Source organism: Roseovarius tolerans (assembly GCF_028885395.1).
Taxonomy (GTDB): Bacteria; Pseudomonadota; Alphaproteobacteria; order Rhodobacterales; family Rhodobacteraceae; genus Roseovarius; species Roseovarius tolerans.
In genome coordinates this window covers 1,055,336-1,080,632 of sequence record NZ_CP118494.1, presented here as the reverse complement: position 1 = coordinate 1,080,632, position 25,297 = coordinate 1,055,336, and the positions used below count along the sequence as shown (strand labels likewise).

General features: G+C 66.2%; 20 protein-coding genes. 11 read left to right on the top strand and 9 right to left on the bottom strand.

The annotated features are described in order from the left end of the window. Positions 1–6 precede the first annotated feature (6 nt). The 5 genes from PVU19_RS05320 to PVU19_RS05300 all read right to left on the bottom strand — a co-directional run bounded on the left by PVU19_RS05320 (position 7) and on the right by PVU19_RS05300 (position 5,668). On the bottom strand, positions 7–1,014 hold the full coding sequence (locus PVU19_RS05320) for a membrane dipeptidase (protein ID WP_050663772.1): 1,008 nt from the start codon (positions 1,012–1,014) through the stop codon (positions 7–9). Next, positions 1,011–2,462: an aldehyde dehydrogenase family protein gene (locus tag PVU19_RS05315; RefSeq protein WP_050663771.1), complete on the bottom strand. Its 1,452-nt coding sequence runs from the start codon at positions 2,460–2,462 to the stop codon at positions 1,011–1,013. The genes PVU19_RS05320 and PVU19_RS05315 overlap by 4 nt, the downstream gene beginning before the upstream one ends. Before the next feature lie 133 nt (positions 2,463–2,595). After that, positions 2,596–3,006: a PaaI family thioesterase gene (locus PVU19_RS05310; protein WP_050663770.1), complete on the bottom strand. Its 411-nt coding sequence runs from the start codon at positions 3,004–3,006 to the stop codon at positions 2,596–2,598. Next, positions 3,003–4,028: a phosphotransferase family protein gene (locus tag PVU19_RS05305; protein WP_050663769.1), complete on the bottom strand. Its 1,026-nt coding sequence runs from the start codon at positions 4,026–4,028 to the stop codon at positions 3,003–3,005. The genes PVU19_RS05310 and PVU19_RS05305 overlap by 4 nt, the downstream gene beginning before the upstream one ends. After that, a complete protein-coding gene (locus PVU19_RS05300) occupies positions 4,025–5,668 on the bottom strand; it encodes a long-chain-fatty-acid--CoA ligase (RefSeq protein WP_050663785.1) in 1,644 nt (547 codons plus the stop codon). The genes PVU19_RS05305 and PVU19_RS05300 overlap by 4 nt, the downstream gene beginning before the upstream one ends. 231 nt (positions 5,669–5,899) lie before the next feature. Here PVU19_RS05300 and rpe point away from each other — a divergent pair, with 231 nt between their 5' ends. The 8 genes from rpe (at position 5,900) to PVU19_RS05260 (ending at position 16,761) form a co-directional block, all read left to right on the top strand. Further along, a complete protein-coding gene (gene rpe / locus PVU19_RS05295; protein ID WP_050663768.1) occupies positions 5,900–6,601 on the top strand; it encodes a ribulose-phosphate 3-epimerase in 702 nt (233 codons plus the stop codon). After that, positions 6,598–7,266: a phosphoglycolate phosphatase gene (gph, locus tag PVU19_RS05290; protein ID WP_235575867.1), complete on the top strand. Its 669-nt coding sequence runs from the start codon at positions 6,598–6,600 to the stop codon at positions 7,264–7,266. The genes rpe and gph overlap by 4 nt, the downstream gene beginning before the upstream one ends. Positions 7,267–7,293: 27 nt before the next feature. Next, complete coding sequence (locus tag PVU19_RS05285; protein WP_050663767.1) at positions 7,294–8,256, top strand: NAD(P)H-dependent flavin oxidoreductase; 963 nt, start codon at positions 7,294–7,296, stop codon at positions 8,254–8,256. Positions 8,257–8,347: 91 nt separating this feature from the next. After that, positions 8,348–9,628, top strand: coding sequence for an acetylornithine deacetylase/succinyl-diaminopimelate desuccinylase family protein (locus PVU19_RS05280; RefSeq protein WP_050663766.1), 1,281 nt, complete (start codon positions 8,348–8,350; stop codon positions 9,626–9,628). A gap of 71 nt (positions 9,629–9,699) precedes the next feature. Continuing rightward, positions 9,700–10,866 carry a lytic murein transglycosylase gene (locus tag PVU19_RS05275; protein WP_050663765.1) on the top strand — a complete coding sequence of 389 codons (1,167 nt, stop codon included), beginning with the start codon at positions 9,700–9,702 and terminating at the stop codon, positions 10,864–10,866. A gap of 158 nt (positions 10,867–11,024) precedes the next feature. Continuing rightward, on the top strand, positions 11,025–13,190 hold the full coding sequence (gene katG, locus PVU19_RS05270; RefSeq protein ID WP_050663783.1) for a catalase/peroxidase HPI: 2,166 nt from the start codon (positions 11,025–11,027) through the stop codon (positions 13,188–13,190). A gap of 395 nt (positions 13,191–13,585) precedes the next feature. After that, positions 13,586–16,456: an error-prone DNA polymerase gene (locus tag PVU19_RS05265; RefSeq protein WP_050663860.1), complete on the top strand. Its 2,871-nt coding sequence runs from the start codon at positions 13,586–13,588 to the stop codon at positions 16,454–16,456. Positions 16,457–16,524: 68 nt separating this feature from the next. After that, positions 16,525–16,761, top strand: coding sequence for an Lrp/AsnC ligand binding domain-containing protein (locus PVU19_RS05260; RefSeq protein ID WP_050663859.1), 237 nt, complete (start codon positions 16,525–16,527; stop codon positions 16,759–16,761). A 274-nt stretch (positions 16,762–17,035) separates the two neighbouring features. On the opposite strand, the gene hutU is transcribed toward PVU19_RS05260, so the two are convergent. Genes hutU through hutI form a run of 4 tightly spaced genes read right to left on the bottom strand, consistent with a single transcriptional unit; the run spans position 17,036 to position 22,210 of the window. Continuing rightward, positions 17,036–18,706, bottom strand: a complete 1,671-nt coding sequence (hutU, locus tag PVU19_RS05255) for a urocanate hydratase (protein ID WP_050663869.1) — start codon at positions 18,704–18,706, stop codon at positions 17,036–17,038. Beyond that, complete coding sequence (hutG, locus tag PVU19_RS05250; RefSeq protein WP_050663858.1) at positions 18,706–19,488, bottom strand: N-formylglutamate deformylase; 783 nt, start codon at positions 19,486–19,488, stop codon at positions 18,706–18,708. The genes hutU and hutG overlap by 1 nt, the downstream gene beginning before the upstream one ends. Next, a complete protein-coding gene (gene hutH, locus PVU19_RS05245) occupies positions 19,485–21,011 on the bottom strand; it encodes a histidine ammonia-lyase (protein ID WP_050663857.1) in 1,527 nt (508 codons plus the stop codon). Before hutH ends, hutG begins: the two co-directional genes overlap by 4 nt. Then, positions 21,008–22,210 (bottom strand): imidazolonepropionase, encoded by a 1,203-nt coding sequence (gene hutI / locus PVU19_RS05240; protein ID WP_050663856.1) that lies wholly within the window; start codon positions 22,208–22,210, stop codon positions 21,008–21,010. Before hutI ends, hutH begins: the two co-directional genes overlap by 4 nt. 71 nt (positions 22,211–22,281) lie before the next feature. Between hutI and PVU19_RS05235 the strand changes: the two genes are divergently transcribed. The 3 genes from PVU19_RS05235 to PVU19_RS05225 are packed head-to-tail and all read left to right on the top strand — an operon-like array spanning position 22,282 to position 25,295. Next, positions 22,282–23,652 (top strand): formimidoylglutamate deiminase, encoded by a 1,371-nt coding sequence (locus tag PVU19_RS05235; RefSeq protein ID WP_050663855.1) that lies wholly within the window; start codon positions 22,282–22,284, stop codon positions 23,650–23,652. Continuing rightward, the gene (locus tag PVU19_RS05230) at positions 23,649–24,350 is read left to right on the top strand and encodes a GntR family transcriptional regulator (protein WP_050663854.1); all 702 of its coding nucleotides are present in this window, start codon (positions 23,649–23,651) and stop codon (positions 24,348–24,350) included. The genes PVU19_RS05235 and PVU19_RS05230 overlap by 4 nt, the downstream gene beginning before the upstream one ends. Before the next feature lie 42 nt (positions 24,351–24,392). Beyond that, on the top strand, positions 24,393–25,295 hold the full coding sequence (locus PVU19_RS05225) for a LysR family transcriptional regulator (RefSeq protein WP_050663853.1): 903 nt from the start codon (positions 24,393–24,395) through the stop codon (positions 25,293–25,295). Positions 25,296–25,297: the final 2 nt, after the last annotated feature.

Genomic DNA, 25,297 nt, shown 5'->3' with positions numbered 1-25,297 from the left:
CGCAGCTCACTGCGCGGCCTCCTTGTAGCGGGGCGCGACGCTGCCGAAACTCTCGGCAAAGAACCGTGCCCAGTTACCCCCCATGATCCCCGCCACCTCGGCATGGCACATGCCGGTGGCGCGCAAACCCTGCGCGATATTGTCGAAATCGCGGTTGTCTCGGAACCAGTCGGGCATCGGCGGAAAGCCGGGTGCATCGGCACTGCCCTCGCCGAAATCGACCGTTTTCGTCCAGCGCCCCGACCGCATCCACTCGACCACGCTGTCGGGCTGATCCTGACAGAGATCCGAGCCGATGCCGAGCCGGTCGACACCCATCCGCTCGGCGGTGCGCGCGACCATCTCGCAGAATTCCGTGAGCGTGCAGTCGCCACCACCCCTCAGGTGATGCGGATAAAGCGAAAAGCCCAGCATCCCGCCACTTTCCGACAAAGCCTGCAACACCCGGTCGGACTTGTTGCGCCGGGCGGGGTGCCAGCTTGCCGGATTGGCATGGGTAATCGCGATGGGGCGCGTCGAATGCTCGATCGCCTCCAGCGTGGAACGGTCGCCGGAATGGCTCATATCGACCACGAGGCCGACGCGGTTCATCTCGGCCACCACCTCGCGGCCCATGCGCGTGAGGCCGGTATCCTCGGCCTCGTAACAGCCCGTCGCCAACAGGGATTGGTTGTTATAGGTCAGTTGCATGAAGCGCAGCCCCAAGCGGTGCAGCACCTCGACAAGACCGATATCGTCTTCCATGCAACTCGGGTTCTGCGACCCGAAAAAGATCGCCGTGCGCCCGGTCTGCCGCGCAAGCGCCACGTCATCGGCGGTGAAGCCCTGAAAGATCAGGTCCGGGAAGCGTTCGAACCAGCGGTTCCACGCCTCGATATTCAGCACCGTCTCACGGAACGTTTCGTGATAGGTGATCGTCACATGCACCGCGTCGACATCGCCCGCGCGCATCTGCCGGAAAATATCCTCCGACCAGTTGGCATATTGCAGGGCGTCGATGCGGGGTGTCGTCATGCGGGTGCCCCTGAGAAGATGTAGGAGGTCTTGACCGTGGTGTAGAATTCCTCGGCGTAGCGGCCCTGTTCGCGCGGGCCGTAGCTCGATGCGCCGCGCCCGCCGAAGGGGACATGGTAATCGGTGCCTGCCGTGGGCAGGTTGACCATCACGCAGCCCGCCCGCGCGTTGCGGCGGAAATGCGTGGCGCGGGCGAGATCGCGCGTCATGATCCCCGCCGTCAGGCCGAACTCGGTATCGTTGGCCATGTGCAGCGCTTGCGTATAGCTGCCCGCCTTGAGGATACAGGTAACGGGCGCGAACATCTCCTCGCGGTTGATGCGCATGGCGTTGTCGGTGCCCGCGAACACGGCGGGGGCCATGTAGTAGCCGTCGGTCGCCCGCTCCAGCCGCGTGCCGCCGCAAAGGAGGTCCGCACCCTCGGATTGGCCCAGCTTGATGTAATCCAGATTGCCGCTCAACTGCCCCTCGCTCACCACCGGCCCGATCTGCGTGCCGTCCTCCAGCGCGTGACCGACCTTGAGGGCCTGCGTGGCCGCGACCAGCTTCTCGACAAAGGCGTCGTGAATGCCCTCCTGCACGATGAGGCGCGAGGCGGCGGTGCATTTCTGCCCGGTGCCGCCAAAGGCCGCGCCCACGGCATGGGCCACCGCCAGATCGAGATCGCAATCGTCGCAGATCACCATCGGGTTCTTGGAACCCATCTCCATCTGGATTTTCGTCATGTTGACCATCGCCGCCGCCGCGATGCCGCGCCCCACGGGGACCGAGCCGGTAAAGCTGATGGCGTCCACGGCCGGGCTCTCGACCAGACGCTGCCCCACGTCGCGCCCCGGCCCCATCACGAGGTTGAAGAGGCCCTCGGGCAGATCCTGCTTTGCTATGATCTCGGTCAGCGCCACGGCGCTCGCCGGCGTCTGATTGGCGGGCTTCCAGATCACCGCGTTGCCAAAGGCGAGCGCCGGCGCGATCTTCCACGCGGGCGTGGCGATGGGGAAATTCCACGGGCTGATGATGGCAACCACGCCCACCGGTTCGCGCCGCACGTCAATCTCGATATCCGGGCGCACGCTGTCGGCGGTCTCACCCAGTTGGCGCAGCGCCTCGGCGGCGAAATAGGTAAAGAACTGCCCGGCGCGATAGGTCTCGCCCTTGCCCTCGGCCAGCGGCTTGCCCTCTTCGCGGGCGATCATGGTCCCGATCTCCTCGGCACGCGCCATCAACTCGGTGCCGATCGCCATCAGCACATCGTGGCGCTTCTGCGGGCCGGTGGCACCCCATGCCGCTTGCGCCGTGCGCGCGGCATCAAGGGCCGCGTCAAGCTGCGCCGCATCGGCCTGCGCATAGTGGCCGATCACGTCGCTCAGATCCGACGGGTTGCGGTTTTCCACGGTGGCGGCACCGTCCTGCCATTGGCCTGCGATGAAGTTGCGCGTCTCGAGTGTCATGCTTGTCCTCTGTCATCCGCCGCCCTCCACCGCACAGCGCGGGAACGCGGTAAATCTCAGGCACGCAGCTTGCGAGGCGCATCCGATTAAATCAATCGCAAATTTCTTTACAAAAATTCAGAATATCTGAATTTCAACTCCGCCGATACCGAAACACGCCGCCACCCGTCGCAATCAAAGCGCCGGTCTCGTCGCGCACGTCACCTTCCGCGAAATAGGTGCTCTTGCCGCCGCCGGTGCGCCGGGCCTCGGCAATCAGAACATCGCCGCGCGCCTGCCCGAGGTAATTGACCGTGAGCGAGAGGGTCAGCGCCATCTGCGCACGCTCCGGATCGCCGGTATAGCACCCCGCAAAGCCCATGGCCGTATCCAGAAGCGTCGCATGCATCCCGCCATGCGGCAGCCCCTGCCGGTTCATCAGCACAGGCGTCAACGGCAATTCCACGCGCGCGAAATCGTCCGACCACTCGGTCAGGCGATAACCCAGATGGGTTTGCAGCGCCGAGGGGGCCTCCAGCAGCGCAGGGTCGATCTTGTCGCTCATGTCTCGTCCTTTGCGGTCCGCAGCCCCGCGCTTGCGAATTCCGGCACGTATTGGCCAAGCGCCAAACCGCGCGCGGGGTCCGAGGCGTTGCCGTCCATCGCGCGTTTCTTCACCCCCTGCAGGATCGCCGCCATGCGAAAATAGGTGAAGGCGAGGTAGAAGTTGAACCCCTTGATGGGCGCAATCCCCCGCCGTTCGCAATAGCGCGCGATGAACGCCTCATCCGACCACAGGCCGAGTGCGGCACGATCCACACCGGCCAACCCCCGTCCCTCGGCGGTGGCGGGCATCGACCATTGCATGATGACGGCGGCGAGATCGGCATAGGGGTGGCCGATGGTCGACAACTCCCAATCCAGCACGGCGACACACTGCGTGCCATCCGGCGCAAACAGCAAATTGTCGAGTCGGTAATCGCCATGCACCAGACAGCGTTGCCCGTCCTCCGGCGGCACATGCGCGTCAAGCCAGACGATCAGCGCCTCCATCTCCGGCAGGTCCTCGGTGGCGGTGGCGTGATACTGCGCCGTCCAGCGGTCGATCTGACGGCGATAGTAATTGCCCGAGGGGCCGTAATCTGTCAGCCCCGTCGCCTCCAGATCGACGTCATGGATCGCGGCCAGAACCCGATTCATCTCGTCGATGATGGCATCGCGCGCGGGCGGCTCCAGCCCCGGCAGCGACGGCGCATCGAAGGTCCGGCCCGGCACCGCGTCCATGATGTAGAAGGGCGATCCGATGACCTCCTCATCCTCGCACAGCACGTGCATCCGCGCGACCGGCACATCCGTGCCCGCCAGCGCCTTTTGCACACGAAACTCGCGCTCCACCGCATGGGCGGATTTGAGCAGCACCCCGGGCGGCTTGCGGCGCAGCACGTAATTGCGCACGGGCGTTTTCAGCAAATAAGTCGGATTCGACTGACCGCCGCTGAATTTCTCGGCCTCAACCGGCCCGTCAAAGCCCGGCAGATGCCCGGCCAGCCAGTTTGCGACGCGGGCCGTGTCCAACGCCTCGCTCATGCCCCCGCCTCGCGCAGATCGGGATGCACGTAATCGGAAAACTGCTCGCGCAGCGTCAGCTTCGACACCTTGCCCGTCGCCGTCAGCGGCAGCGCCTCGATCCACAGCAGGTCGTCAGGCAATTGCCAATCCGCGAAATGAACCGCCATATGCGCCCGCACCTCGGCCAGATCGGGCAGCAACTCGCCCGCCGCCACCGCCACCAGAACCGGGCGTTCGTCCCATTTCGGATGCGGCACGGCAATGACCGCGCAGGCGGCAATGGCGGAATGCGACAGGGCGGCGTTTTCTAGGTCAATCGAACTGATCCACTCACCCCCCGATTTCACCAGATCCTTGGCACGGTCCCGGATCACCAGCCGCCCCTCGGGGCTGACCGAGGCCACATCGCCAGTGCCGAACCACCCTTCGGCATCCATTGCCGCCGCCGTCGCCTCAGCATTCTCGAAATAGCCGCTGATCACCGTATTGCCCCGCACGTAAAGCTCTCCGCTCGCTACTCCGTCATGCGGCATCCGGGTGCAGTCGTCGTCCACGATCTTGAACTCCACCCCGAATAGCCGCCGCCCGGCGCAGCATTTGGCCGCGATACGCTCAGGCTCAGGCGCGCCCTCCAGCGCAGAAGGCAGGATACCATGCGTGCCGATCGGGCTCATCTCGGTCATGCCCCAGGCTTGCGCCACGTTCACGCCGCGCGCCTCGTAGGCCTCGATCATGACCTTGGGCGCGGCGGACCCGCCAACTACCAGATCGCCAAACCCCTCCGGCACCCGGTCCTGCGCCCGGATCTCCTCCAGCAGCCCGGCCCAGACCGTCGGCACGCCCCAAGCCGACCAGACCCGCTCCGCCTCCATCAGCCGAAAGAGGCTCGGCCCGTCCAGATGCGGCCCCGGCATCACCAGCGTCATGCCGGTCAGCGGCGCTGTATAGGGCAGGCCCCAGGCGTTGACATGAAAGAGCGGCACCACCGGCAGGATGCGCTGCCCGGCGCGGAAACTGCTGGTCTGACAGATCGGCACCTGCATCGCATGCAAGAGCGTCGAGCGATGCGAATAAAGCGCGCCCTTGGGATTGCCCGTCGTGCCCGAGGTGTAACACAGGCCCGACGCGGTCTCCTCGGGAAACTCCGGCCAATCATGGCTCTCGGGCTGGCCCTCCAGCAACTCCTCATAGCAGAGCGCATCAAGCACCGTCTCCGGCATATGCGCGCGGTCGGTCATCAGCACGAACCGCAGCCCGTCGGGCAGATCGGGCAACAGCGCCTCGACCAGCGGCACGAAGGTCAGGTCGAGAAACAGCACCCGGTCGCCCGCATGCTGGATGATATAGAGCAGTTGTTCCTGCGACAGGCGCGGATTGATCGTGTGACAGACCGCCCCCATGCCCGCGACACCGTAATATAGCTCGAAATGCCGATAGCCATTCCACGCCAGCGTCCCGACCCGGTCGCCCCGGCCGACGCCCAGCCCCTCCAGCGCATTCGCCAGCCGCCCCACACGCGCCAGCGTCTCACCATAGCTTTGCCGGTGAATGTCGCCCTCGACCCGGGCCGACACGATACCCTGATCGCCATGCGCCTCGGCGGCATGGGTCAGTATGTCGATGATCCGCAGATCACGGTGCATCATCTGGCCCTGCATGCTGCTCTCCTCCCTCGTCCCTCGCCCGGCGACGGTGGCATGAAAGGCGAGAGGGATCAATCGCATGCTCCGTCTTCCTCGGGCTTGACCCGAGGATCTCCAGAGCGCTCGAGAGACCGTCCGGTCAAGCCGGAGGGTGACGGATAAAACGACACGGCAACCGGGCCGCTCTTGACCTTCCCTGCCCGAGCGCGCATTTCCCCCACATCCAGCCCTGAGAGGAGCCACGCCATGACCTTCACCCGTTCCATCAAGATCGCACCGTCGATCCTCTCGGCGGATTTCGCCAATTTCGGGGCCGAGATCCAGGCCATCGAGGATCAGGGCTGCGACTGGGTGCATGTCGACGTGATGGACGGGCATTTTGTGCCCAACCTCACCTTCGGCCCGCCGCTCTGCGCCGCCATCCGCCCGCATATCAAGACGGTGATGGACGTGCACCTGATGATCGCGCCGGTCGACCCCTATATCGACGCCTTCGCGCAGGCCGGGGCCGACGTGCTGACCGCGCATCTCGAGGCCGGGCCGCATACCCACCGCACGCTGCAGGCCATTCGTGGTGCTGGGTGCAAGGCGGGGCTGGCGCTCAATCCCGGCACCGGGCTCGACGGGGTGGAGAACCTGCTCGACATGATCGACCTTGTCTGTGTGATGACCGTGAACCCCGGCTTCGGCGGGCAGAAATTCATCCATAGCCAGATCGACAAGGTGAAACGCCTGCGCGCGATGATCGGCGACCGCCCCATCCATATCGAGATCGACGGCGGCATCACCCCCGAGACTGCCCCGCTGATGGCCGCCGCTGGGGCCGATGTGCTGGTGGCAGGCTCGGCGGTGTTCAAGGGCGGCAGCGTCGACAACCCCGGCGTTTACGGCGAGAACATCCGCAGCATCCGCCATGCGGCAGAGGCCGCGACCGGCGCGATGGCATGAACCGAGGGCTGACCCGCGCGGTCATTTTCGACCTCGACGGCACGCTGATCGACAGCGCGCCCGACATTCACGCCGCCGCCAACACCCTGATGGCGCGGCACGGCTTTGCGCCTTTCACACCTTCCGAGACGCGCAGCTTCATCGGCAGCGGCGTGCCGCATTTCATCACTTGCTGCCTGCGCGCCCGCGACCGGGCCGGGGATGCCGCCCTGCGCGCACAGCTGATCGCGGAATTCATCGAACTTTACGAGACGGCGGTGACCCTGACGCAGGTCTATCCCGGGGTCCCTGACGCCCTGACGGCGCTCACCGCCACCCCCTACGCGCTCGGGCTCTGCACCAACAAGCCCGTCATGCCTGCCCGCGCGGTGCTGGCGCATCTCGGGCTCGACGCGCATTTCCCGGTGGTGATCGGCGGCGACAGCCTGACCGTGCGCAAACCCGACCCGGCCCCGCTGCACGCGGCGGTGGCAGGCCTTGGCGCACGCGATGTGGTCTATGTCGGCGACAGCGAGGTCGATGCCGAAACCGCGGCGCGCGCAGGCCTGCCATTTGCCCTCTATACCCAAGGCTACCGCAAGGGCCCGGTCGCGGACATCACCCATGACCGCGCCTTCGACGATTTTGCCGAATTGCCGGGGATCGTCGCGGACCTCTTGTCCTGAGCGTGCCCTCGCGCGCATACTGCGCTCATGCGCACCCGTCTCACCGATGCCTTTGATCTCACCCATCCGATTGTCTCGGCCCCCATGGCCTTTGCAGCCCATGGGCGGCTCGCGGCTGCCGTCAGCCATGCCGGAGGGCTGGGCCTGATCGGCGGCGGCTATGGCAATGCCGAGTGGCTGGACGGGGCCTTTGCCGAGGCCGGGAATGCGCGCGTCGGCTGTGGTTTCATAACGTGGAAGATGGCCGAGAACGCGGAGGTGCTCGATCAGGTTCTCGCGCGTAACCCGGCGGCATTGTGCCTGTCCTTCGGCGACCCCGCGCCCTTCGCGCCCCGCATTGCCGAGGCGGGCGTGCCGCTGATGGCACAGGTGCAGACCCTGCGCGACGCGCAGCGCGCGGCGGACTGCGGTGCGCGGGTGATCGTCGCGCAAGGCTCTGAGGCCGGCGGCCATGGCGAGCGGCGCGGCACGATCACGCTGGTGCCCGAGGTGGCCGACTGGCTCGCGGGCCACGCCCCCGAGGTGCTGCTGCTCGCAGCGGGCGGCATCGCTGACGGGCGCGGGTTGGCGGCCGCCCTCATGCTGGGAGCCGATGGCGTGCTCATCGGCTCGCGGCTCTGGGCCTCGGAAGAGGCACAGGTGAGCGAGGCGATGACCGACGCCGCGATTGCTGCCACCGGGGATCAGACCCTCCGCTCCACCGTGATGGACGCCGCGCGGGGCCTGCGCTGGCCCGACCGCTACACCGCACGGGTGCTGCGCAACCCGATCACGGACCGCTGGCACGGGGATCCGGATGCCTTGCGCGCCGACCAGGCCGCACAGGCTGACTGGGCAACGGGCTGGACCGAGGGCGATCCGTCCCGCGCCAATACATTCGTCGGCGAGGCGACAGGGCTGATCCATGACCGCCCGCCGGTGGCCGAGATCATCGCAGCCATGGTGCGGCAGGCCGAGGCGCTGCTGCGGCGCGCGCCGGGGCTGGATTGAGGGCGCAGGAACATGAGTATTTTTTCCATAAAGAAACCGCCTGTCATGGTCATTCCATACGCTGCTCTGACTGCCGGGCGGGGGTGAGACGATGACGCGCAAGGACAGGCTGACCCAAGAGATCGCGGCGCGCGAGGCCGATCTGGTGGCGCTGACGCAAGACCTGATCCGCATCCCGACGCTGAATCCGCCGGGCGTGAACTATCGCGAAATCTGCGACTATCTCGACCGGCGGCTGACAGAGGCGGGGTTCGCAACGGAAATGATCCGCGCCCATGGCGCGCCGGGCGACAGCGACCGGCACCCACGCTGGAACATCGTGGCACGGCGCGAGGGCACCCGCCCCGGCGCTTGCGTGCATTTCAACAGCCATATCGACGTGGTCGAGGTGGGCCACGGCTGGACTGTGGACCCCTTTGACGGTGAATTGCGCAACGGTAAGATCTACGGACGTGGGGCCTGCGACATGAAGGGCGGGCTGGCGGCGAGTATCGTCGCGGTGGAGGCCTTTATCGCCACCTGTCCCGACCATGCCGGGGCCATCGAGATCAGCGGCACGGCGGATGAGGAATCGGGCGGCTTTGGCGGTGTGGCCTACCTGGCCGAGCGTGGCTATTTCAGCCCCGAGCGCGTCGATCATGTCATCATCCCCGAACCCCTGGGCAAGGATCGCATCTGTCTGGGCCATCGCGGCGTCTGGTGGGCCGAGATCGAGACCCATGGCGAGATCGCCCATGGCTCCATGCCGTTCCTGGGCGATTGCGCGATCCGCCACATGGGGGCGGTGATCGAGGCTATGGAGGCGCAGCTTTTCCCCGCGCTCGCCGCACGCCGCACCGACATGCCGGTGGTGCCCGAGGGCGCGCGGCAATCGACGCTCAACATCAACTCCATCCATGGCGGCGAGCCGGAACAGGACGAGGATTACACCGGCCTGCCAAGCCCATGCGTGCCCGACCGCTGCCGCATGGTGATCGACCGGCGGTTCCTGATCGAAGAGGATATCGGCGCGGTCGAGGCGGAAGTGCGCGCCGTGCTCGAGGCCGTGCGCGATGGGCGGCCCGGCTTTGACTACACGATCCGCGAATTGCACCGCGTCCTGCCCACCATGACCGAGCGCGACGCGCCGGTGGTCGCAGCCGTGGCGCGGGCGGTGGCGGAGGTGTTCGGCCACGCGGCCGATTACGTGGTCAGCCCCGGCACCTATGACCAGAAACATATCGACCGCATCGGGCGGCTGAAAAACTGCATCGCCTACGGCCCCGGTATCCTCGATCTGGCGCATAAGCCGGATGAATACGTGGGCGTTGAGGACATGCTGCAATCGGCCCGGGTCATGGCCTTTGCGCTGCAAGACTTGTTGAGCGGATAGCCGGTTTTCGCGGTTGCGGTCGCGCAGGTGATCCTGTTTCATCGCCGCGTTTGAAAACTGTGAGGTGTGACATGCGGCGGATGATGACGGCGGCGGCGTTCTGGGCGTTGACAGCGGGCGGGGCAGCGGCGGCCTGCGGCGGCGATTTCAACGCCTTCGTCGCGGATTTGCGCGCCGAGGCACAAGCGCGCGGGCATGATGCAGCGACAGTGCAGCGGTTCTTTGCCGGTGTCCGGCAAGACCCCGCCGTGCTGCGCGCCGACCGGCGGCAAGGCGTGTTCCAACTGCCCTTCACCGAGTTTGCCCGCCGCCTGATCAGCGCCAACCGCCTCAACCGCGGGCAGCAGATGGCCGAGCGTCATGACATCACCTTTGACCGGATCGAGCGTGACTACGGGATCAGCCGGGGCGTGCTCTTGGCCTTCTGGGCCTTCGAGACCGATTACGGCGCGGTGCAGGGAGATTTCAACACTCGCGATGCGCTGGTTACATTGGCGCATGACTGCCGCCGCCCCGAGATTTTCCGCCCGCAGATCTTCGCCGCCATCGAGCTTTTCTCGCGGGGCGATTTCGACCCAAACCGCACCACCGGGGCCTGGGCCGGGGAAATCGGCATGGTGCAGATGCTGCCGGAGGACATTCTGGAGCACGGCACCGATGGCGATGGCGACGGACATGTGCGGTTGAAAACCTCGGCCCCCGATGCGCTCTTGTCCGGGGCGTCGATGCTGGCCGGGCTGGGCTGGCGCGCGGATGAGCCGTGGTTGCAGGAGGTGACGCTGCCGCAGGGCTTCGACTGGGCGCAATCGGGGTTGGAGGTGACGAAGGACGGCACCGACTGGGACGCCATCGGCCTGCGCCCCCGTCATGGCGAGATCGCAGACCTGCCCGCGAGCGTGATCCTGCCGCAGGGCAAAGGCGGGCCGGCCTTTCTCGCCTATCCCAATTTTCGCGTCTATTTCGAATGGAATCAAAGCTTTACCTACGTGCTGACCGCCGCCTATTTCGCCAAACGGCTGGAGGGCGCGCCGGTCTTTGACGCGGGCAATCCCGCGCCGGGGCTCTCGGGCGAAGAGATGAAGGCGCTGCAACGCAAGCTCAAGGCGCGCGGCTATGACGTCGGCGGGGTAGACGGTATTCTCGGGGCCAATACACGTGCTGCGGTGCGCGAGATGCAGGGCAAGCTGGGCCTGCCGGTCGATGCATGGCCAACGCGCGACTTGCTGGACCGGTTGTGACAGATCAATAACAAAAACCTATCGTTTTAATCAGCAAACGCAACTTCCCCTAATGTCGCGGATTTGTTAGAACGATTCTACATTCTGCGGATATGACGTGGCATACGCCTGCACCGCAGCAGCGAATACAGCAGACCCAACCTGAATTGGAGGACAAGATGGACGGCAACGATATGGGCAAATGCCCCGTCATGCATGGCGGGCTGACCGAGAGCGGCACGAGCGTCACCAGCTGGTGGCCCAATGCGCTAAATCTCGACATCCTGCATCAGCATGACAGCAAGACCAACCCGATGGGGCCGGACTTCGACTATGCCGAAGAGGTCAAGAAGCTCGATTTCGACGCCGTCAAGGCCGATGTCACCGCGCTGATGACCGACAGCCAGGATTGGTGGCCCGCCGATTGGGGTCACTATGGTGGCCTGATGATCCGCATGTCCTGGCACGCGGCGGGCACCTACCGCCTTGCTGACGGGCGTGGTGGTGGCGGCACCGGCAACCACCGTTTTGCCCCGCTCAACAGCTGGCCCGACAACACCAATCTCGACAAGGCCCGCCGCCTGCTGTGGCCGGTCAAGAAGAAATACGGCAACCGCCTGAGCTGGGCCGACCTGATGATCCTCGCGGGCACCGTGGCCTACGAATCGATGGGCCTCAAGACCTACGGTTTCGCCTTTGGCCGCGCCGATATCTGGCACCCCGAGAAAGACACCTACTGGGGCGCCGAAAAGGAATGGCTCGCGCCGTCCGACAACCGCTATGGCGATGTGGGCAAGCCCGACACGATGGAAAACCCGCTGGCCGCCGTGCAGATGGGTCTCATCTACGTCAATCCCGAAGGCGTCAACGGTCAGCCCGACCCGCTCAAGACCGCCGAGCAGGTCCGCGAAACCTTTGCCCGCATGGCGATGAACGACGAGGAAACCGTCGCACTCACCGCAGGCGGCCACACCGTCGGCAAGTGCCACGGCAATGGCGACGCCGAACTGCTCGGGCCGGAGCCCGAGGCGGCGGATGTCGAAGAGCAGGGCCTTGGCTGGAACAACCACACCAAGCGCGGCGTGGGCCGTGACGCCGTGACCTCCGGCATCGAGGGCGCGTGGACCACGCAGCCGACGCAGTGGGACAACGGCTATTTCCACATGCTGCTGAACCACGAGTGGGAGCTCAAGAAAAGCCCCGCAGGCGCATGGCAGTGGGAGCCGGTCGACATCAAGGAAGAAGACCGCCCGGTCGATGTCGAAGACCCCTCGATCCGCTACAACCCGATCATGACCGATGCCGACATGGCCATGAAGATGGACCCGGTCTATCGCGAGATTTCCGAGAAGTTCTACAAGAATCCCGAACTGCTCGATGAAGCCTTCGCCAAGGCCTGGTTCAAGCTCACGCATCGCGACATGGGCCCCAAGGCGCGTTACATCGGGCCGGAAGTGCCGCAGGAAGATTTGATCTGGCAGGATCCGATCCCGGCAGGCGCGACCGACTACGACGTCGCCGCCGTCAAGGCCAAGATTGCGGATAGCGAGCTGAGCCTGTCGGACATGGTCAACACCGCATGGGACAGCGCCCGCACCTACCGCGGCTCTGACATGCGCGGCGGTGCCAATGGCGCGCGCATCCGCCTTGCTCCGCAAAAGGACTGGGAGGGCAACGAGCCCGACCGTCTGGCCCGTGTTCTGGGCGTGCTGGAGCCGATCGCCAATGACAGCGGCGCGAGCCTCGCAGACGTGATCGTGCTGGCCGGGAATGTCGGTGTCGAGCAGGCCGCCAAGGCCGCCGGGTTCGACGTCGAGGTGCCGTTCCATCCCGGTCGTGGCGACGCCACGGACGAGATGACCGATGCCGCATCCTTCGACGTCCTGGAGCCGCTGGCCGATGGCTTCCGCAACTGGGCCAAGAAAGACTATGTCGTCAGCCCCGAGGAAATGCTGCTCGACCGCACGCAACTGATGGGCCTCACGGCGCATGAGATGACCGCGCTGATCGGTGGCATGCGGGTCATGGGCACCAACTATGGTGGCACGTCGCATGGCGTGTTCACTGACAAGGTTGGCGCGCTCTCGACCGATTTCTTCACCACGCTCACCGACATGAGCTACAAGTGGGAACCGGCCGAGAACGGCACCTACACCATCGTCGACCGCAAGTCGGGCGAGACCAAGCACACCGCGACCCGCGTCGACCTGGTGTTTGGCTCCAACTCGATCCTGCGCGCCTATGCCGAGGTCTATGCCCAGGACGACAACGCGGAGAAATTCGTGCAGGATTTCGTCGCTGCCTGGACCAAGGTGATGGAGGCCGACCGTTTCGATCTGACCTGATCGGGCGTCGCGCCTGGATATGAGACCCCGCCGCGCGGCCCCGACACGGGCCGCGCGGTTTTCGTTTGGGGGAGTGTCGAGAATGGCCTGGAGCGGACGTTGCCACATCCCGCGCGAAACGCACCGAAGGTGCCGCGCGATCGCCGGGCCGTCCCGCGGCCTGGCGATTTGATAGGGCGCGCAACGTGTTGAGTTTAGAATGACTTGGCTGGGATAAAGTGCGGGCATCAGCCGTTGCATCGCCAGTCCCCGGCCCTGCGATCACGCGGCACCTTCTGGCGGGGCGCTATGTCCGCTCCAGGCCACTCCACCCCCAACCACACGAGGACTCGAAAAAGAACAAAACGTGAATATACTACATGCCACCTGCCCCTTCCCGAATCGCAACCACCCCCATGCCCTTCGCCGAACTCTCTGCCCTCTCGAATTTCACCTTCCTCACCGGGGCCGCCCATCCCGAGGAGTACATCGACCGCGCCGCCACGCTCGGCCTCTCGGGCGTGGCCATCGCCGATGAAAACTCCGTCGCGGGCATCGTGCGCGCCCATGCCCGCGCGCGCGAGATTGCCCGGCAGGTCAGCGAACGCCAGAGACAGGAGGCGCGCGACGGGATGATCGGCCCGCCCGCGCCCTGGCCCACCACCCCGCACTGGGCCGTCACTCCCCGTCTCATTCCCGCCGCCCGGCTGGTGCTGCACGAGGGGCTGACGCTCACCGCTCTGCCCCGCGACCGGCAGGGCTGGGCCAGCCTGTGCCGCCTGCTCACCCTCGGGCGGCGGCGCGCGGCCAAAGGGGGCTGCGAATTGCACCTCGCGGATCTGCTGGAGGGGGCGGCTGGCCTGCACCTGCTGCTGCATCCCGGCGGGGCAAAGGACTGGCAAGCACAGGCCGCGCAACTGGCCGCGCGCTTTGGCGATCACATGCACCTGCTGCTGCGCCCGCACTATGACGGGCGCGACCGGGCACGGTTCGCGCACCAGACCCGGCAGGCCATCCGCCTCGGCCTGTCCACCCTTGCCGCCGCAGCCCCGGTCCTGCACCGCGCGCAGCGCCGCCGCCTTGCCGATGTCCTCAGCGCCATCCGGCTGGGTGTGACCGTGGACCGGCTGGGCCGCCACGCCCTGCCCAATGCCGAAGCGCGCCTGCGCTCGGAGGCCGAGATGCGCCGCCTCTTCACCGGCCACGAGGACGCGGTCGACCGCGCCGCCCGCCTCGCGGCGGGGCTCACCTTCTCGCTCGACGAATTGCGCTACGAATATCCCAGCGAAGTGGCAGAAAACGAGACCCCCAGCCAGAGATTGCGACGGCTGGCCGAGGCGGGGCTCAACTGGCGCTATCCGACCGGCGCACCGGAGCGGGTGCGTGCGATGATGGAGCATGAACTGAGCCTGATCGCCAAGCTGCGCTACGAGCCCTATTTCCTGACCGTGCGCGACGTGGTGGCCTTTGCCCGCTCGCGCGGCATCCTCTGTCAGGGGCGCGGGTCGGCGGCCAATTCGGTGGTCTGCTACTGCCTCGGCGTCACCGCTGTCTCGCCCGAGATCGGCACCATGGTGTTCGAGCGGTTCGTCTCGGAGGCGCGCGACGAGCCGCCCGATATCGACGTCGATTTCGAACACGAACGCCGCGAGGAGGTGATCCAGTGGATCTATGAACGCTACGGACGGCACCGCGCCGGGCTCTGCGCCACGGTGATCCATTACCGCACCAAGCGCGCGATCCGCGAGGTGGGCCGCGCCATGGGCCTTTCCGAGGATATCCTCGGCGCGATGACCACTCAGATCTGGGGCCATGGTGGCGACGGCCAGATCAGCGACATCCGCCTGCGCGAATTGGGCCTTGACCCGACCGAGCCGCGCCTTGCCCTCACCCTCGATCTGGTGCGCGAGATCACCGGCTTTCCCCGCCATCTCAGCCAGCATGTCGGCGGTTTCATCATCACCGAGGGACGGCTCGATGAGCTGGTGCCGATTGAGAACGCCAGCATGGCCGACCGCACGGTGATCTGCTGGGACAAGGACGATATCGACGCGCTTGGCATCCTCAAGGTCGATGTACTGGCCCTCGGCATGCTGACCTGCATCCGCAAGGCGTTCGATCTTCTGACGCAGCATCGCGGGCAGGCGCACACGCTCGCCACCCTGCCGCCCGAAGACCCCGCCGTTTACGAGATGCTCAGCCGCGCCGACAGCTTGGGCGTCTTTCAGGTCGAAAGCCGCGCGCAGATGAATTTCCTGCCGCGCATGCGCCCGCGCTGCTTTTACGATCTGGTGATTCAGGTGGCGATCATCCGCCCCGGGCCGATTCAGGGCGATATGGTCCACCCCTTCATCCGCCGCCGCAACGGCGAGGAGGCGGTCAGCTTTCCCTCCGACGAACTCGGCCGGGTGCTGGGCAAGACCCTCGGCGTGCCGCTTTTTCAGGAACAGGCGATGCAGATCGCCATCATCGGCGCGGGCTTCACCCCCGAGGAGGCCGACCGCCTGCGCCGCTCGCTCGCCACCTTCAAGAAACACGGCAATGTCAGCGAGTTCCGCAACCGGTTTCTGCGCGGCATGCGTGCCAATGGCTATGACATGGCGTTTGCCGAACGCTGTTTCAGCCAGATCGAGGGCTTCGGCAGCTACGGTTTTCCCGAAAGCCACGCCGCCAGCTTCGCGCACCTGGTCTATGCCAGCGCCTGGATCAAGCATCACCACCCGGCGGTCTTTGCCTGCGCGCTGCTGAATGCCCAGCCGATGGGGTTCTACGCCCCCGCCCAGATCGTGCGGGATGCGCGCGAGCATGGCGTCACCGTGCGCCCGGTCTGCATCAACGCCTCGTTCTGGGACAACACGCTGGAGCCCGACCGACAGGGGCGACTGGCGCTGCGCCTCGGCTTTCGCCAGATCAAGGGCGTCGCCCGGGACGAGGCCGACTGGATCGCGGCGGCGCGCGGCAATGGCTATGCCGGACCGCAAGACGTCTGGCGGCGGGCGGGCCTTGCACCTGCGTTGCTGGCACGTCTGGCCGAGGCCGATGCCTTCGCCGCCCTCGGGCTCACGCGGCGCGACGCGCTCTGGCAGGCCAAGGCACTGCAAAGCCCCGAGCCGCTACCGCTTTTCGCCCGCGATCTCGATGGCGAGGCGATCCATGAACCGGCGGCACATCTGCCGAAAATGACCCTCGGCGAAGAGATGGTCGAGGATTACGCCGCCCTGCATCTCAGCCTGCGCGCGCATCCTCTGGCGCTGTTGCGGCCCCTCCTGACACCGCCCGGCGCCTGAGGTCATTGCCAATCGGTCGCGTTGCGGAAATACTCCGGCCAGACCCAAATCAACGCCAAGGAGCCACCATGCGCTGCGTCTTCATCAATATCCGCTGCAAGCCGGGCCACTCCTACCGCGTGGCCGAGGCCATCGCCCTGCGCGAGATCCACTCCGAGCTTTACTCGACCTCCGGCCCCTTCGACCTGCTGATGAAACTCTACATCCCCGAAAGCGACGATATCGGCAAATACATCAACGACCACCTGCTCGATATCGACGGGATCGAACGCACCGAGACGACGCTGACCTTCAAGGCGTTCTGAAAACAGGATGGCCTGAAGCTGGCGTTGCCGTGAGCCGCGCATCGACGGGCTGCGGTACGGCGATCCAACGTCAGTTTTGTAGCGCTTTATATCAGCCAAATCCGAAAAACATCTGAGCGCAGAGCAGGTTGCAGCCAAATCGCCGTGCCGGGGGGCGGCATCATGCCGAAGGCATGCCTCTGGCATGGCGATGCGCGGCGGGCTTCGCCCTTGATTCCGCGCAGGGGCACAACAGCAAAGTCCGCTCCAGGCCAAACGCGGCCAAGCCGACGCCTCACCCCAGAATACGCGGCAGCCGCAGACCGTGGTCGCGCGCGCAATCCAGCGCCTCGTCATAGCCCGCATCCGCATGCCGCCAGACGCCGCTTGCCGGATCGTTCCACAGCACCCGCTCCAGCCGACGCGCGGCCTCCGGCGTGCCATCGGCGCAGATCACCACGCCCGCGTGCTGCGAAAACCCCATGCCGACACCGCCGCCGTGATGCAGGCTCACCCATGTCGCCCCCGAGGCGGTGTTGACCAAGGCGTTGAGCAATGGCCAGTCGCTCACGGCGTCCGAGCCGTCCTTCATCGCCTCGGTTTCGCGGTTGGGGCTCGCGACCGACCCGCTGTCCAGATGATCGCGCCCGATCACCACCGGCGCCTTCAACTCGCCATTCGCCACCATCTCGTTGAACGCCAGCCCCGCGCGATGCCGGTCACCCAGCCCGATCCAGCAGATCCGCGCGGGCAATCCCTGAAAGGCGATCCGCTCGCGCGCCATGTCGAGCCAGGTGTGCAGCTTGGTGTTGTCGGGGAACAGCTCTTTCATCTTGGCGTCGGTCTTGTAGATATCCTCCGGATCGCCCGACAGCGCGCACCACCGGAACGGGCCAATCCCCTTGCAGAACAAGGGCCGGATATAGGCGGGCACGAAGCCGGGAAAGGCAAAGGCAGTCTCCAGCCCCTCATCCAGCGCCACCTGCCGGATGTTGTTGCCATAATCGAGCGTCGGCACCCCCGCGTTCCAGAAATCCACCATCGCCGCGACATGGGTTTTCATGCTCGCCCGCGCCGCGCGCTCCACCGCCTTGGGGTCAGACTCTCGCTTCTCACGCCATTCCGCCATGCTCCAGCCCCGCGGCAGATAGCCGTTCACCGGGTCATGCGCGCTCGTCTGGTCGGTGACCATGTCTGGCCGGATGCCACGCCGGTAAATCTCGGAAAAGATATCGGCGGCATTGCCCAGAAGGCCCACCGATTTCGCCTCACCCGCCTTGGTCCACCGCTCGATCATCTCCAGCGCCTCATCAAGGCTGTCGGCACGTTCGTCCACATATCGCGTGCGCAGGCGAAACTCGATGCTGTCGGGGTTGCACTCCACCGCCAGACAGCAGGCCCCGGCCATCACCGCCGCCAAGGGCTGCGCACCGCCCATGCCGCCAAGCCCGCCGGTCAGGATCCACTTGCCCGTCAGATCGCCGCCGTAATGCTGCCGCCCGGCCTCGGCAAAGGTCTCGTAGGTGCCCTGCACGATGCCCTGTGAGCCGATATAGATCCACGATCCGGCGGTCATCTGGCCATACATCATCAGCCCCTTGCGATCCAACTCGCTGAAATGGTCCCAGGTGGCCCAATGCGGCACGAGGTTGGAATTCGCAATCAGCACGCGGGGGGCATCGCTATGCGTCTTCACGATGGCGATCGGCTTGCCCGACTGCACCACCAGGGTTTCGTCCGCCTCCAGATCCTTCAGGCTCTCGACGATGCAGTCGAAATCCGCCCAGGTTCGCGCCGCCCGCCCGATGCCGCCATAGACGACCAACTCATGCGGGTTCTCGGCCACGTCCGGGTGCAGGTTGTTCATCAGCATCCGCAGCGGTGCCTCGGTCTGCCAGCTTTTCGCAGTCAGCTCCGGGCCGGTGGGGGGATAGACATCGCGGGTGTTCTTGCGGGGATCGGTCATCACGGTCTCCATGCTGACAGGGTTTCGAGAATGGTGCGGAGCGTCGCGCGCAGGGTCTCAGCGCGGTTTTCGTCATAGGTCCAGGGCGGGGCTTCGGCAGCGAGATAGGCACTCTGCGCCAGCTCCATCTGAATCGCATGCAGCCCCTCATCGGGCCGTCCATAATGGCGCGTCGTCCAGCCACCCTTGAAGCGGCCATTGGTGACAGAGGTGTATCCGTCGGCCTTGCGACAAACCGCCTCCACCGCCGCCGCAATCCCCGACGCGCAGGTCGCACCACCATTGGTGCCGATGTTCAGATCGGGCAGAACGCCGTCGAACAGGAACGGGATACGCGAGCGTATGGAATGGCAATCGTAGAGGATGGCAAATCCGTGTCGCGCCCGCAACCGCTCCATCTCCGCCGCCAGTGCGGCATGATAGGACGCGTGATACGCCACGCGCCGCTCCTCCACCTCGTCCGCATCCGGCACTTCTCCGTCTCGCCAGATCGGCAGTCCATCAAAATCCGTTAGCGGCACCAGCCCAGTAGTATTCTGCCCGGGATAGAGGCTCTCGCCGTCGGGCGAGCGGTTCACGTCGATCACGTAGCGATGCACCGGCGTCCGCACCGTGGTCACGTCGCTGACCAGCCCGTCATACAGCCTCTCGATATGCCAATCCGTATCCGCCAGCGCCCGGCCCCTCGCATTGAGCCTCGCCTCGATCTCCGGCGGAACATACGTACCCGTATGCGGCAGGCCCAGCACCAGCGGTCCACCCCCCTGTACCACCTCGATCATAACGCCAGCTCCAGCCCCGCCGCCCGCACCAGCGCGCCCTCGCGGATCAGCGTCGCGGCGGCCTCCAGATCGGGGGCCATGTAGCGATCCGCCCCGAGGCTCGGCACCACATCCCGCAGCCGCGCCACAGCATCCCGCAACGGCGCAGAGGTCTCCAAAGGCGCGCGCGCCTCGATCCCCTGCGCGGCACAGATCGCCTCGACCCCGAGGATCACCGACAGGTTCCGCGTCATCCGCCGCAGGCGATACGAGGCATGCGCCGCCATGCTCACGTGATCCTCCTGATTGGCCGAGGTGGGCGTGCTGTCGATGGTGCAGGGATGCGCGAGATGCTTGTTTTCGCTCATCAAGGCCGCCGTCGTCACCTCCGCGATCATCAGCCCGGAGTTCAGCCCCGGATCGGGCGTCAGGAACGGCGGCAGGTCAAACGACAGCGTCGGATCGACCATCAGCGCCACGCGCCGCTGCGCGATTGCGCCGATCTCGGACAACGCCATCGCCATCGTGTCGGCAGCAAACCCCACCGGCTCGGCATGGAAATTCCCGCCCGACAGGATCGCGCCATCCTCGACCAGCACCAACGGATTGTCCGTCACCGCATTCGCCTCCACCTCCAGCGTGCGCGCCGCCCAGCGGATAAGGTCGAGCGCCGCACCCGTCACCTGCGGCTGACAGCGGATGCAATAGGGATCCTGTACGCGGGCATCGCCTTCGCGGTGGCTCTCGCGGATCACGCTGCCCTCCATCAGCCCGGCCATCGCGGCGGCCACGTCGATCTGTCCTTGGTGCCCGCGCAATTCGTGGATCATCGGATGCAACGGCGCGGTCGATCCCATGATCGCATCGGTCGAGAGCGCCGAGGTCACCACCGCCCCGCGTAGGAGCGTCATGGTCTCGAAGAGGCCGCCCAGCGCACAGGCGGTGGAAAACTGCGTGCCGTTGATCAGCGCCAGCCCCTCCTTGGGGCCGAGCACGACGGGCGTCAGCCCCGCGCGCTGCAAGGCCACGCCGCCCGGCAGCGTCTCACCCTCATATACCGCCTCGCCCTTGCCGATCATCGCCGCCGCCATGTGGGCCAGCGGGGCCAGATCGCCCGACGCCCCCACCGAGCCCTGTGCCGGTATCACCGGCACGACACCTGCGGCCAGCATGTCCTCGATCAATGCGCAGATTTCCCACCGCACGCCCGACGCCCCGCGCCCCAGCGACAGCAGCTTCAGCGCCATCATCAGCCGCGAGGTGGCCGCATCCAGCGCCTCGCCCACGCCGCAGCAATGCGACAGGATCAGGTTGCGCTGCAATTGCGCGGTGTCCTTGCCCGCGATCTTGACCGAGGCGAGCTTGCCGAAGCCCGTGTTGACGCCGTAAACCGCCGCGTCACCCTGCGCCGCCCGTTCGACAAGCGCCGCCGCCCGGTCGATCCCGTCGCGCGCCGACGGGTCCAGCCGAACCGCGCGCCCCTCGCGCCACAGCGTTGCCAGTTGCGCCAGCGACGTGGCCCCGGGAATGAGCGTCTCGGTCACGAGTGTCCTCCGAATATGCGGGTATGAAGCGGGTTGGAGCCGATCCGGTAGGAGAGTTCGGCAGGCGTCTTCACATCCCAGACCGCCAGATCGGCGCGCAGCCCGGCGCGTATCTCGCCTCGGTCGCTCAGCCCGAGCGCGCGTGCGGCGTGGCGCGTCGTGCCCGCCAGCGCCTCTTCGGGCGTCAGGCGAAAGAGGGTGCAGCCCATGTTCATCGCCAGCAGAAGCGAGCCCAGCGGCGACGAGCCGGGGTTGAGGTCCGTGCCCACCGCCATCGGCACGCCCGCCTCGCGGAATGCCTGCACGGGGGGCGTCTGCGTCTCGCGCAGGGTATAGAACGCACCCGGCAAGAGCACCGCAACGCTTCCCGCCTGCGCCAGTGCGCGGGCATCCTCCTCCGTCGCGTATTCCACGTGATCCGCCGAGAGCGCGCCATAGCGCGCCGCCAGCGCCGTGCTGCCCATATGGCTCAACTGCTCGGCATGGAGCTTGACCGGCAGGCCAAGCACCGCCGCCCGGTCGAAAACCCGCGCGATCTGGGCGGTATCAAAGGCGATCCCCTCGCAGAACCCGTCCACCGCATCGACCAACCCCTCGGCATGGGCGGCCTCCAGCGCTGGCAGGCACACCTCGTCGATATAGCGGTCGGCATCCTCTCCGGCGGGCACCGCATGCGCCCCCAGAAAGCTCGTCACCACGGTCACGGGCCGCATCTCGCCGATCCGCCGCGCCACGCGCATCATTCTGAGTTCCGTTTCAAGATCAAGCCCATAGCCTGATTTGATCTCGATGCACCCCACCCCCTCGGCGATCAGCGCATCGACCCGGGGCAGCGCATCCGAAAGCAGGCTTTCCTCGTCCGCCTCCCGGGTTGCACTCACCGTCGAGACAATCCCGCCGCCCGCCCGCGCAATCTCCTCATAGCTCGCCCCCTCCAGCCGCATCTCGAATTCGCGGGCGCGGTCGCCGCCATGCACGATATGGGTGTGACAGTCGATCAGCGCGGGCGTCACCAGCCGCCCGCCAAGAGACCGCACGGACACATCGCGGAACTCTTCCGGCACGTCCCCCGCGGACCCGACCCATCGGATCGCCGCCCCCTCCACGCAGATCGCGGCCTGCGCGATCAACCCATAGGCCACCGTGCCGGGCACCATCGTCGCAGCAGTCAGATCGGTCAGCAGCAGGCGGTCGGGCATGGCGCAGTCCTTGATTACATTCGCACTTAACGTTAATACGTATGCACATAATATGTCAACGGAGCCGCGCCATGCAAATCATCACCGCCAGTCAGGCACTTACCCCCCAAGGCTGGGCCCGCGATGTGCAGATCACCATCGGCGCGGATGGCCGGATCGAATCGCTGAGGCCCATGATCACCCGCGCGGACGCCCATCTCGACATGGTGATCCCGGCCCCGGTGAACCTGCACAGCCACAGCTTTCAGCGCGCCATGGCCGGGTTGACCGAGGCACGCGGGCCGGACCCGGCGGACAGTTTCTGGACATGGCGGCGGCAGATGTACTGCTTTCTCGACCGGCTTGAACCAGACCAGATCGAGGCCATTGCGGCGATGGTCTTCATGGAAATGCTGGAGGCCGGATATGGTGCGGTGGCTGAGTTTCACTACCTGCATCACGCCGCACAAGGGAAGGGCTATGACGATATCGCAGAACTCAGCGCGCGCATCGTGGCCGCCGCGCAGCAGGCGGGCATCGGCCTCACGCTCTTGCCGGTGCTCTATCAATGGGGCGGCTGCGACGCGCGTCCGCTCATGGGTGGTCAATTGCGGTTCGGTAACGACCCCGAGCGGTTCGCCCGCCTGCATGCCGGGGCCGCGCAAGTGCTGGCCGATCACGGCCATGCCGACGACCTGATCGGCACGGCGCCGCATTCGCTGCGTGCGGTGGATGCGGCGGGGTTGGAGGCCGCGCTTGCGCTCTGCCCCGAGGGCCCCGTCCACATGCATCTGGCCGAGCAACAGGCCGAGTTGGCGGAGGTCGAGGCGCATCTGGGCGCGCGGCCGGTCGAATGGCTGCTTGATCACCACGCGGTCGATCCGCGCTGGTGCCTGATCCATTGCACGCAGATGACCAAGGACGAGACCCGCGCGCTCGCCGCCACTGATGCGGTGGCCGGTCTCTGCCCGATCACCGAATCGAGCCTTGGCGACGGGATTTTCAACGGGGTCACCTATCTCGGCGCAGAGGGCCGCATCGGCGCGGGGTCGGATTCCAATATCCACATCGCGTATTTCGACGAGCTCAGGACCCTGGAATACTCGCAACGCCTGCGCGACCATGGCCGCGCGGTTCTGGCGACACAGGCGCACTCCACCGGTCGCCGCCTGATCGACGAGACGCTTGCCGGGGGCGCGCAGGCCGCGGGGCGGGCAAGCGGCGCGCTCGCCCCCGGATACCTCGCCGATCTGGTGGGGATGTCCACCGACAACGAATGGCTCTGCGACCGCGCGGGTGACGTGGCGCTCGATACGCTGATCTTCGGCGGCCACGGCGCGCACTGCATCACCGATGTCTGGAGCGCGGGCCGCCATGTGGTGCAGCACGGTCGCCATCGCGACCGCGACGCGATATGCAGGCGGTTCAGGGCCACCATGGCGCAATTGCGGGACGAGACATGACGATAGCGGAGCGGCTGACCTGGCGGGATGTCTATGACACCATACAGGGGCGTATCCTTGACGCGACCTACCCGCCCGGCACCCGCCTGCCACGCGACGAGGATATCGCGCTCGATCTCGGCTGTGCCCGCGCCACGGTGCAACGCGCCATGCGCGCACTGGCCGACGAGGGTCTGATCGAGCGCAAGCGGAAGGGCGGCACGCATGTGCTGCGCCTGCCCGCCACCCGCGCGACCTTTCACATCCCCGTCGCCCGGCTGGAGGTCGAGGCAACCGGCGCGCGCTATGGCTATCAGCTTGTCTCGCGCGAGGAGGCCGATGCCCCGCGCGCCGTTGCCGCCGCCCTCGAACTGCATGCACCCGCCCGGATGCTGCATGTCCGCGCCCTGCATCTTGCCAATCAGCGTCCCTATCTTTTCGAGGATCGCTGGATCTGCGTCGAGACCGTGCCCGAGATCCTCGATGTCGATCTCAGTCGCGAGAACGCCAATGAATGGCTGCTGCAACACCGGCCTTACAGCCGCTGTGACCTGCGGTTTTTCGCGATGAAGGCCAGTGCCGATGAGGCTGCTCTGTTGCAGGCCGAGGAAGGTGACGCCCTCTTTGGCATCGCGCGCAGCACCTGGAACGGGGCTGACCCGATCACCACCGTCACCGCCCTTGCCCCGCCGGGCTACGAGTTGCACAGCCGCGCATGAGGCGGCGATGGCCCTATGCGCGGTGTTGCGCTAGGCTCGGGTATGGCTCACCTCAACCTCGCCCATCTGCGCACCTTTCTCGCGGTCGTCCGCACCGGCGGCGTGCGCAAGGCAGCGGTCAGCCTGAACCTCACCCAACCCGCCGTGACTGCCCGTATCCGCAATCTCGAGGACACGCTGCAAGGCACGCTCTTTGACCGGGACGCGGGCGGCATGACGCTGACCAGGCGCGGCGAGCGGCTGCTGCTTTACGCCGAGAAGTTCGAGCGGTTGCAGGAGATGATCGAGAAGGATGTGATCGACCCCAAGGGGCTGGAGCGGCATCTGCGCATCGGCGTCTCCGAGACCATCGCGCAATGCTGGCTGCCCGATCTCATCGCCCGGCTGCACCGCAAGTTTCCCAAGCTGCAGATCGAGTTCAACGTCGATATCTCGCTCGACCTGCGCGAACGTCTGCTCGGGCGCGAGATCGACCTTGCGATCCTGCTGGGTCCGATCTCGGAATATACGGTCGACAATATCGACCTGCCGGGGTTCGATCTGGCATGGTATGTCGCGGCTGAGGCCCCGATTGAAGAGGACCCGGCCACCTATCTCAACCGCCCGGTGCTGACCTATTCGCGCAACACCCGGCCTTACCGCGAATTGCGCGAATTGCTGTTCGAGCATGTGGGGCCTGACGTGTCGATCTTTCCGTCGTCCTCGCTCTCGGCCTGTTTCCGGCTGGTCGAGGCCGATCTTGGCATCGCCGCCCTGCCGCGCGCGCTCGGGGCGGAATACGTGGCGGCGGGGCGTATCCGGCAGTTCGATCCCGGCTGGGTGCCGCCGCCGCTGCGCTTTACCGCGTCATGGGTGGCCGAGCCGCGCAGTCACGTGGTCGAATTCGCGGCGCGCGCCGCGCGGGAGGTGGCGCAGGAGTATCGCGCCAATCTGGGTGATAAGTAATT

Coding starts and splice junctions, on each gene's coding strand:
- PVU19_RS05320 (WP_050663772.1), bottom strand. CDS start 1,014: ATGACGACACCCCGCATCGACGCCCTGCAATATGCCAACTGGTCGGAG.
- PVU19_RS05315 (WP_050663771.1), bottom strand. CDS start 2,462: ATGACACTCGAGACGCGCAACTTCATCGCAGGCCAATGGCAGGACGGT.
- PVU19_RS05310 (WP_050663770.1), bottom strand. CDS start 3,006: ATGAGCGACAAGATCGACCCTGCGCTGCTGGAGGCCCCCTCGGCGCTG.
- PVU19_RS05305 (WP_050663769.1), bottom strand. CDS start 4,028: ATGAGCGAGGCGTTGGACACGGCCCGCGTCGCAAACTGGCTGGCCGGG.
- PVU19_RS05300 (WP_050663785.1), bottom strand. CDS start 5,668: ATGCAGGGCCAGATGATGCACCGTGATCTGCGGATCATCGACATACTG.
- rpe (WP_050663768.1), top strand. CDS start 5,900: ATGACCTTCACCCGTTCCATCAAGATCGCACCGTCGATCCTCTCGGCG.
- gph (WP_235575867.1), top strand. CDS start 6,598: ATGAACCGAGGGCTGACCCGCGCGGTCATTTTCGACCTCGACGGCACG.
- PVU19_RS05285 (WP_050663767.1), top strand. CDS start 7,294: ATGCGCACCCGTCTCACCGATGCCTTTGATCTCACCCATCCGATTGTC.
- PVU19_RS05280 (WP_050663766.1), top strand. CDS start 8,348: ATGACGCGCAAGGACAGGCTGACCCAAGAGATCGCGGCGCGCGAGGCC.
- PVU19_RS05275 (WP_050663765.1), top strand. CDS start 9,700: ATGCGGCGGATGATGACGGCGGCGGCGTTCTGGGCGTTGACAGCGGGC.
- katG (WP_050663783.1), top strand. CDS start 11,025: ATGGACGGCAACGATATGGGCAAATGCCCCGTCATGCATGGCGGGCTG.
- PVU19_RS05265 (WP_050663860.1), top strand. CDS start 13,586: ATGCCCTTCGCCGAACTCTCTGCCCTCTCGAATTTCACCTTCCTCACC.
- PVU19_RS05260 (WP_050663859.1), top strand. CDS start 16,525: ATGCGCTGCGTCTTCATCAATATCCGCTGCAAGCCGGGCCACTCCTAC.
- hutU (WP_050663869.1), bottom strand. CDS start 18,706: ATGACCGATCCCCGCAAGAACACCCGCGATGTCTATCCCCCCACCGGC.
- hutG (WP_050663858.1), bottom strand. CDS start 19,488: ATGATCGAGGTGGTACAGGGGGGTGGACCGCTGGTGCTGGGCCTGCCG.
- hutI (WP_050663856.1), bottom strand. CDS start 22,210: ATGCCCGACCGCCTGCTGCTGACCGATCTGACTGCTGCGACGATGGTG.
- PVU19_RS05235 (WP_050663855.1), top strand. CDS start 22,282: ATGCAAATCATCACCGCCAGTCAGGCACTTACCCCCCAAGGCTGGGCC.
- PVU19_RS05230 (WP_050663854.1), top strand. CDS start 23,649: ATGACGATAGCGGAGCGGCTGACCTGGCGGGATGTCTATGACACCATA.
- PVU19_RS05225 (WP_050663853.1), top strand. CDS start 24,393: ATGGCTCACCTCAACCTCGCCCATCTGCGCACCTTTCTCGCGGTCGTC.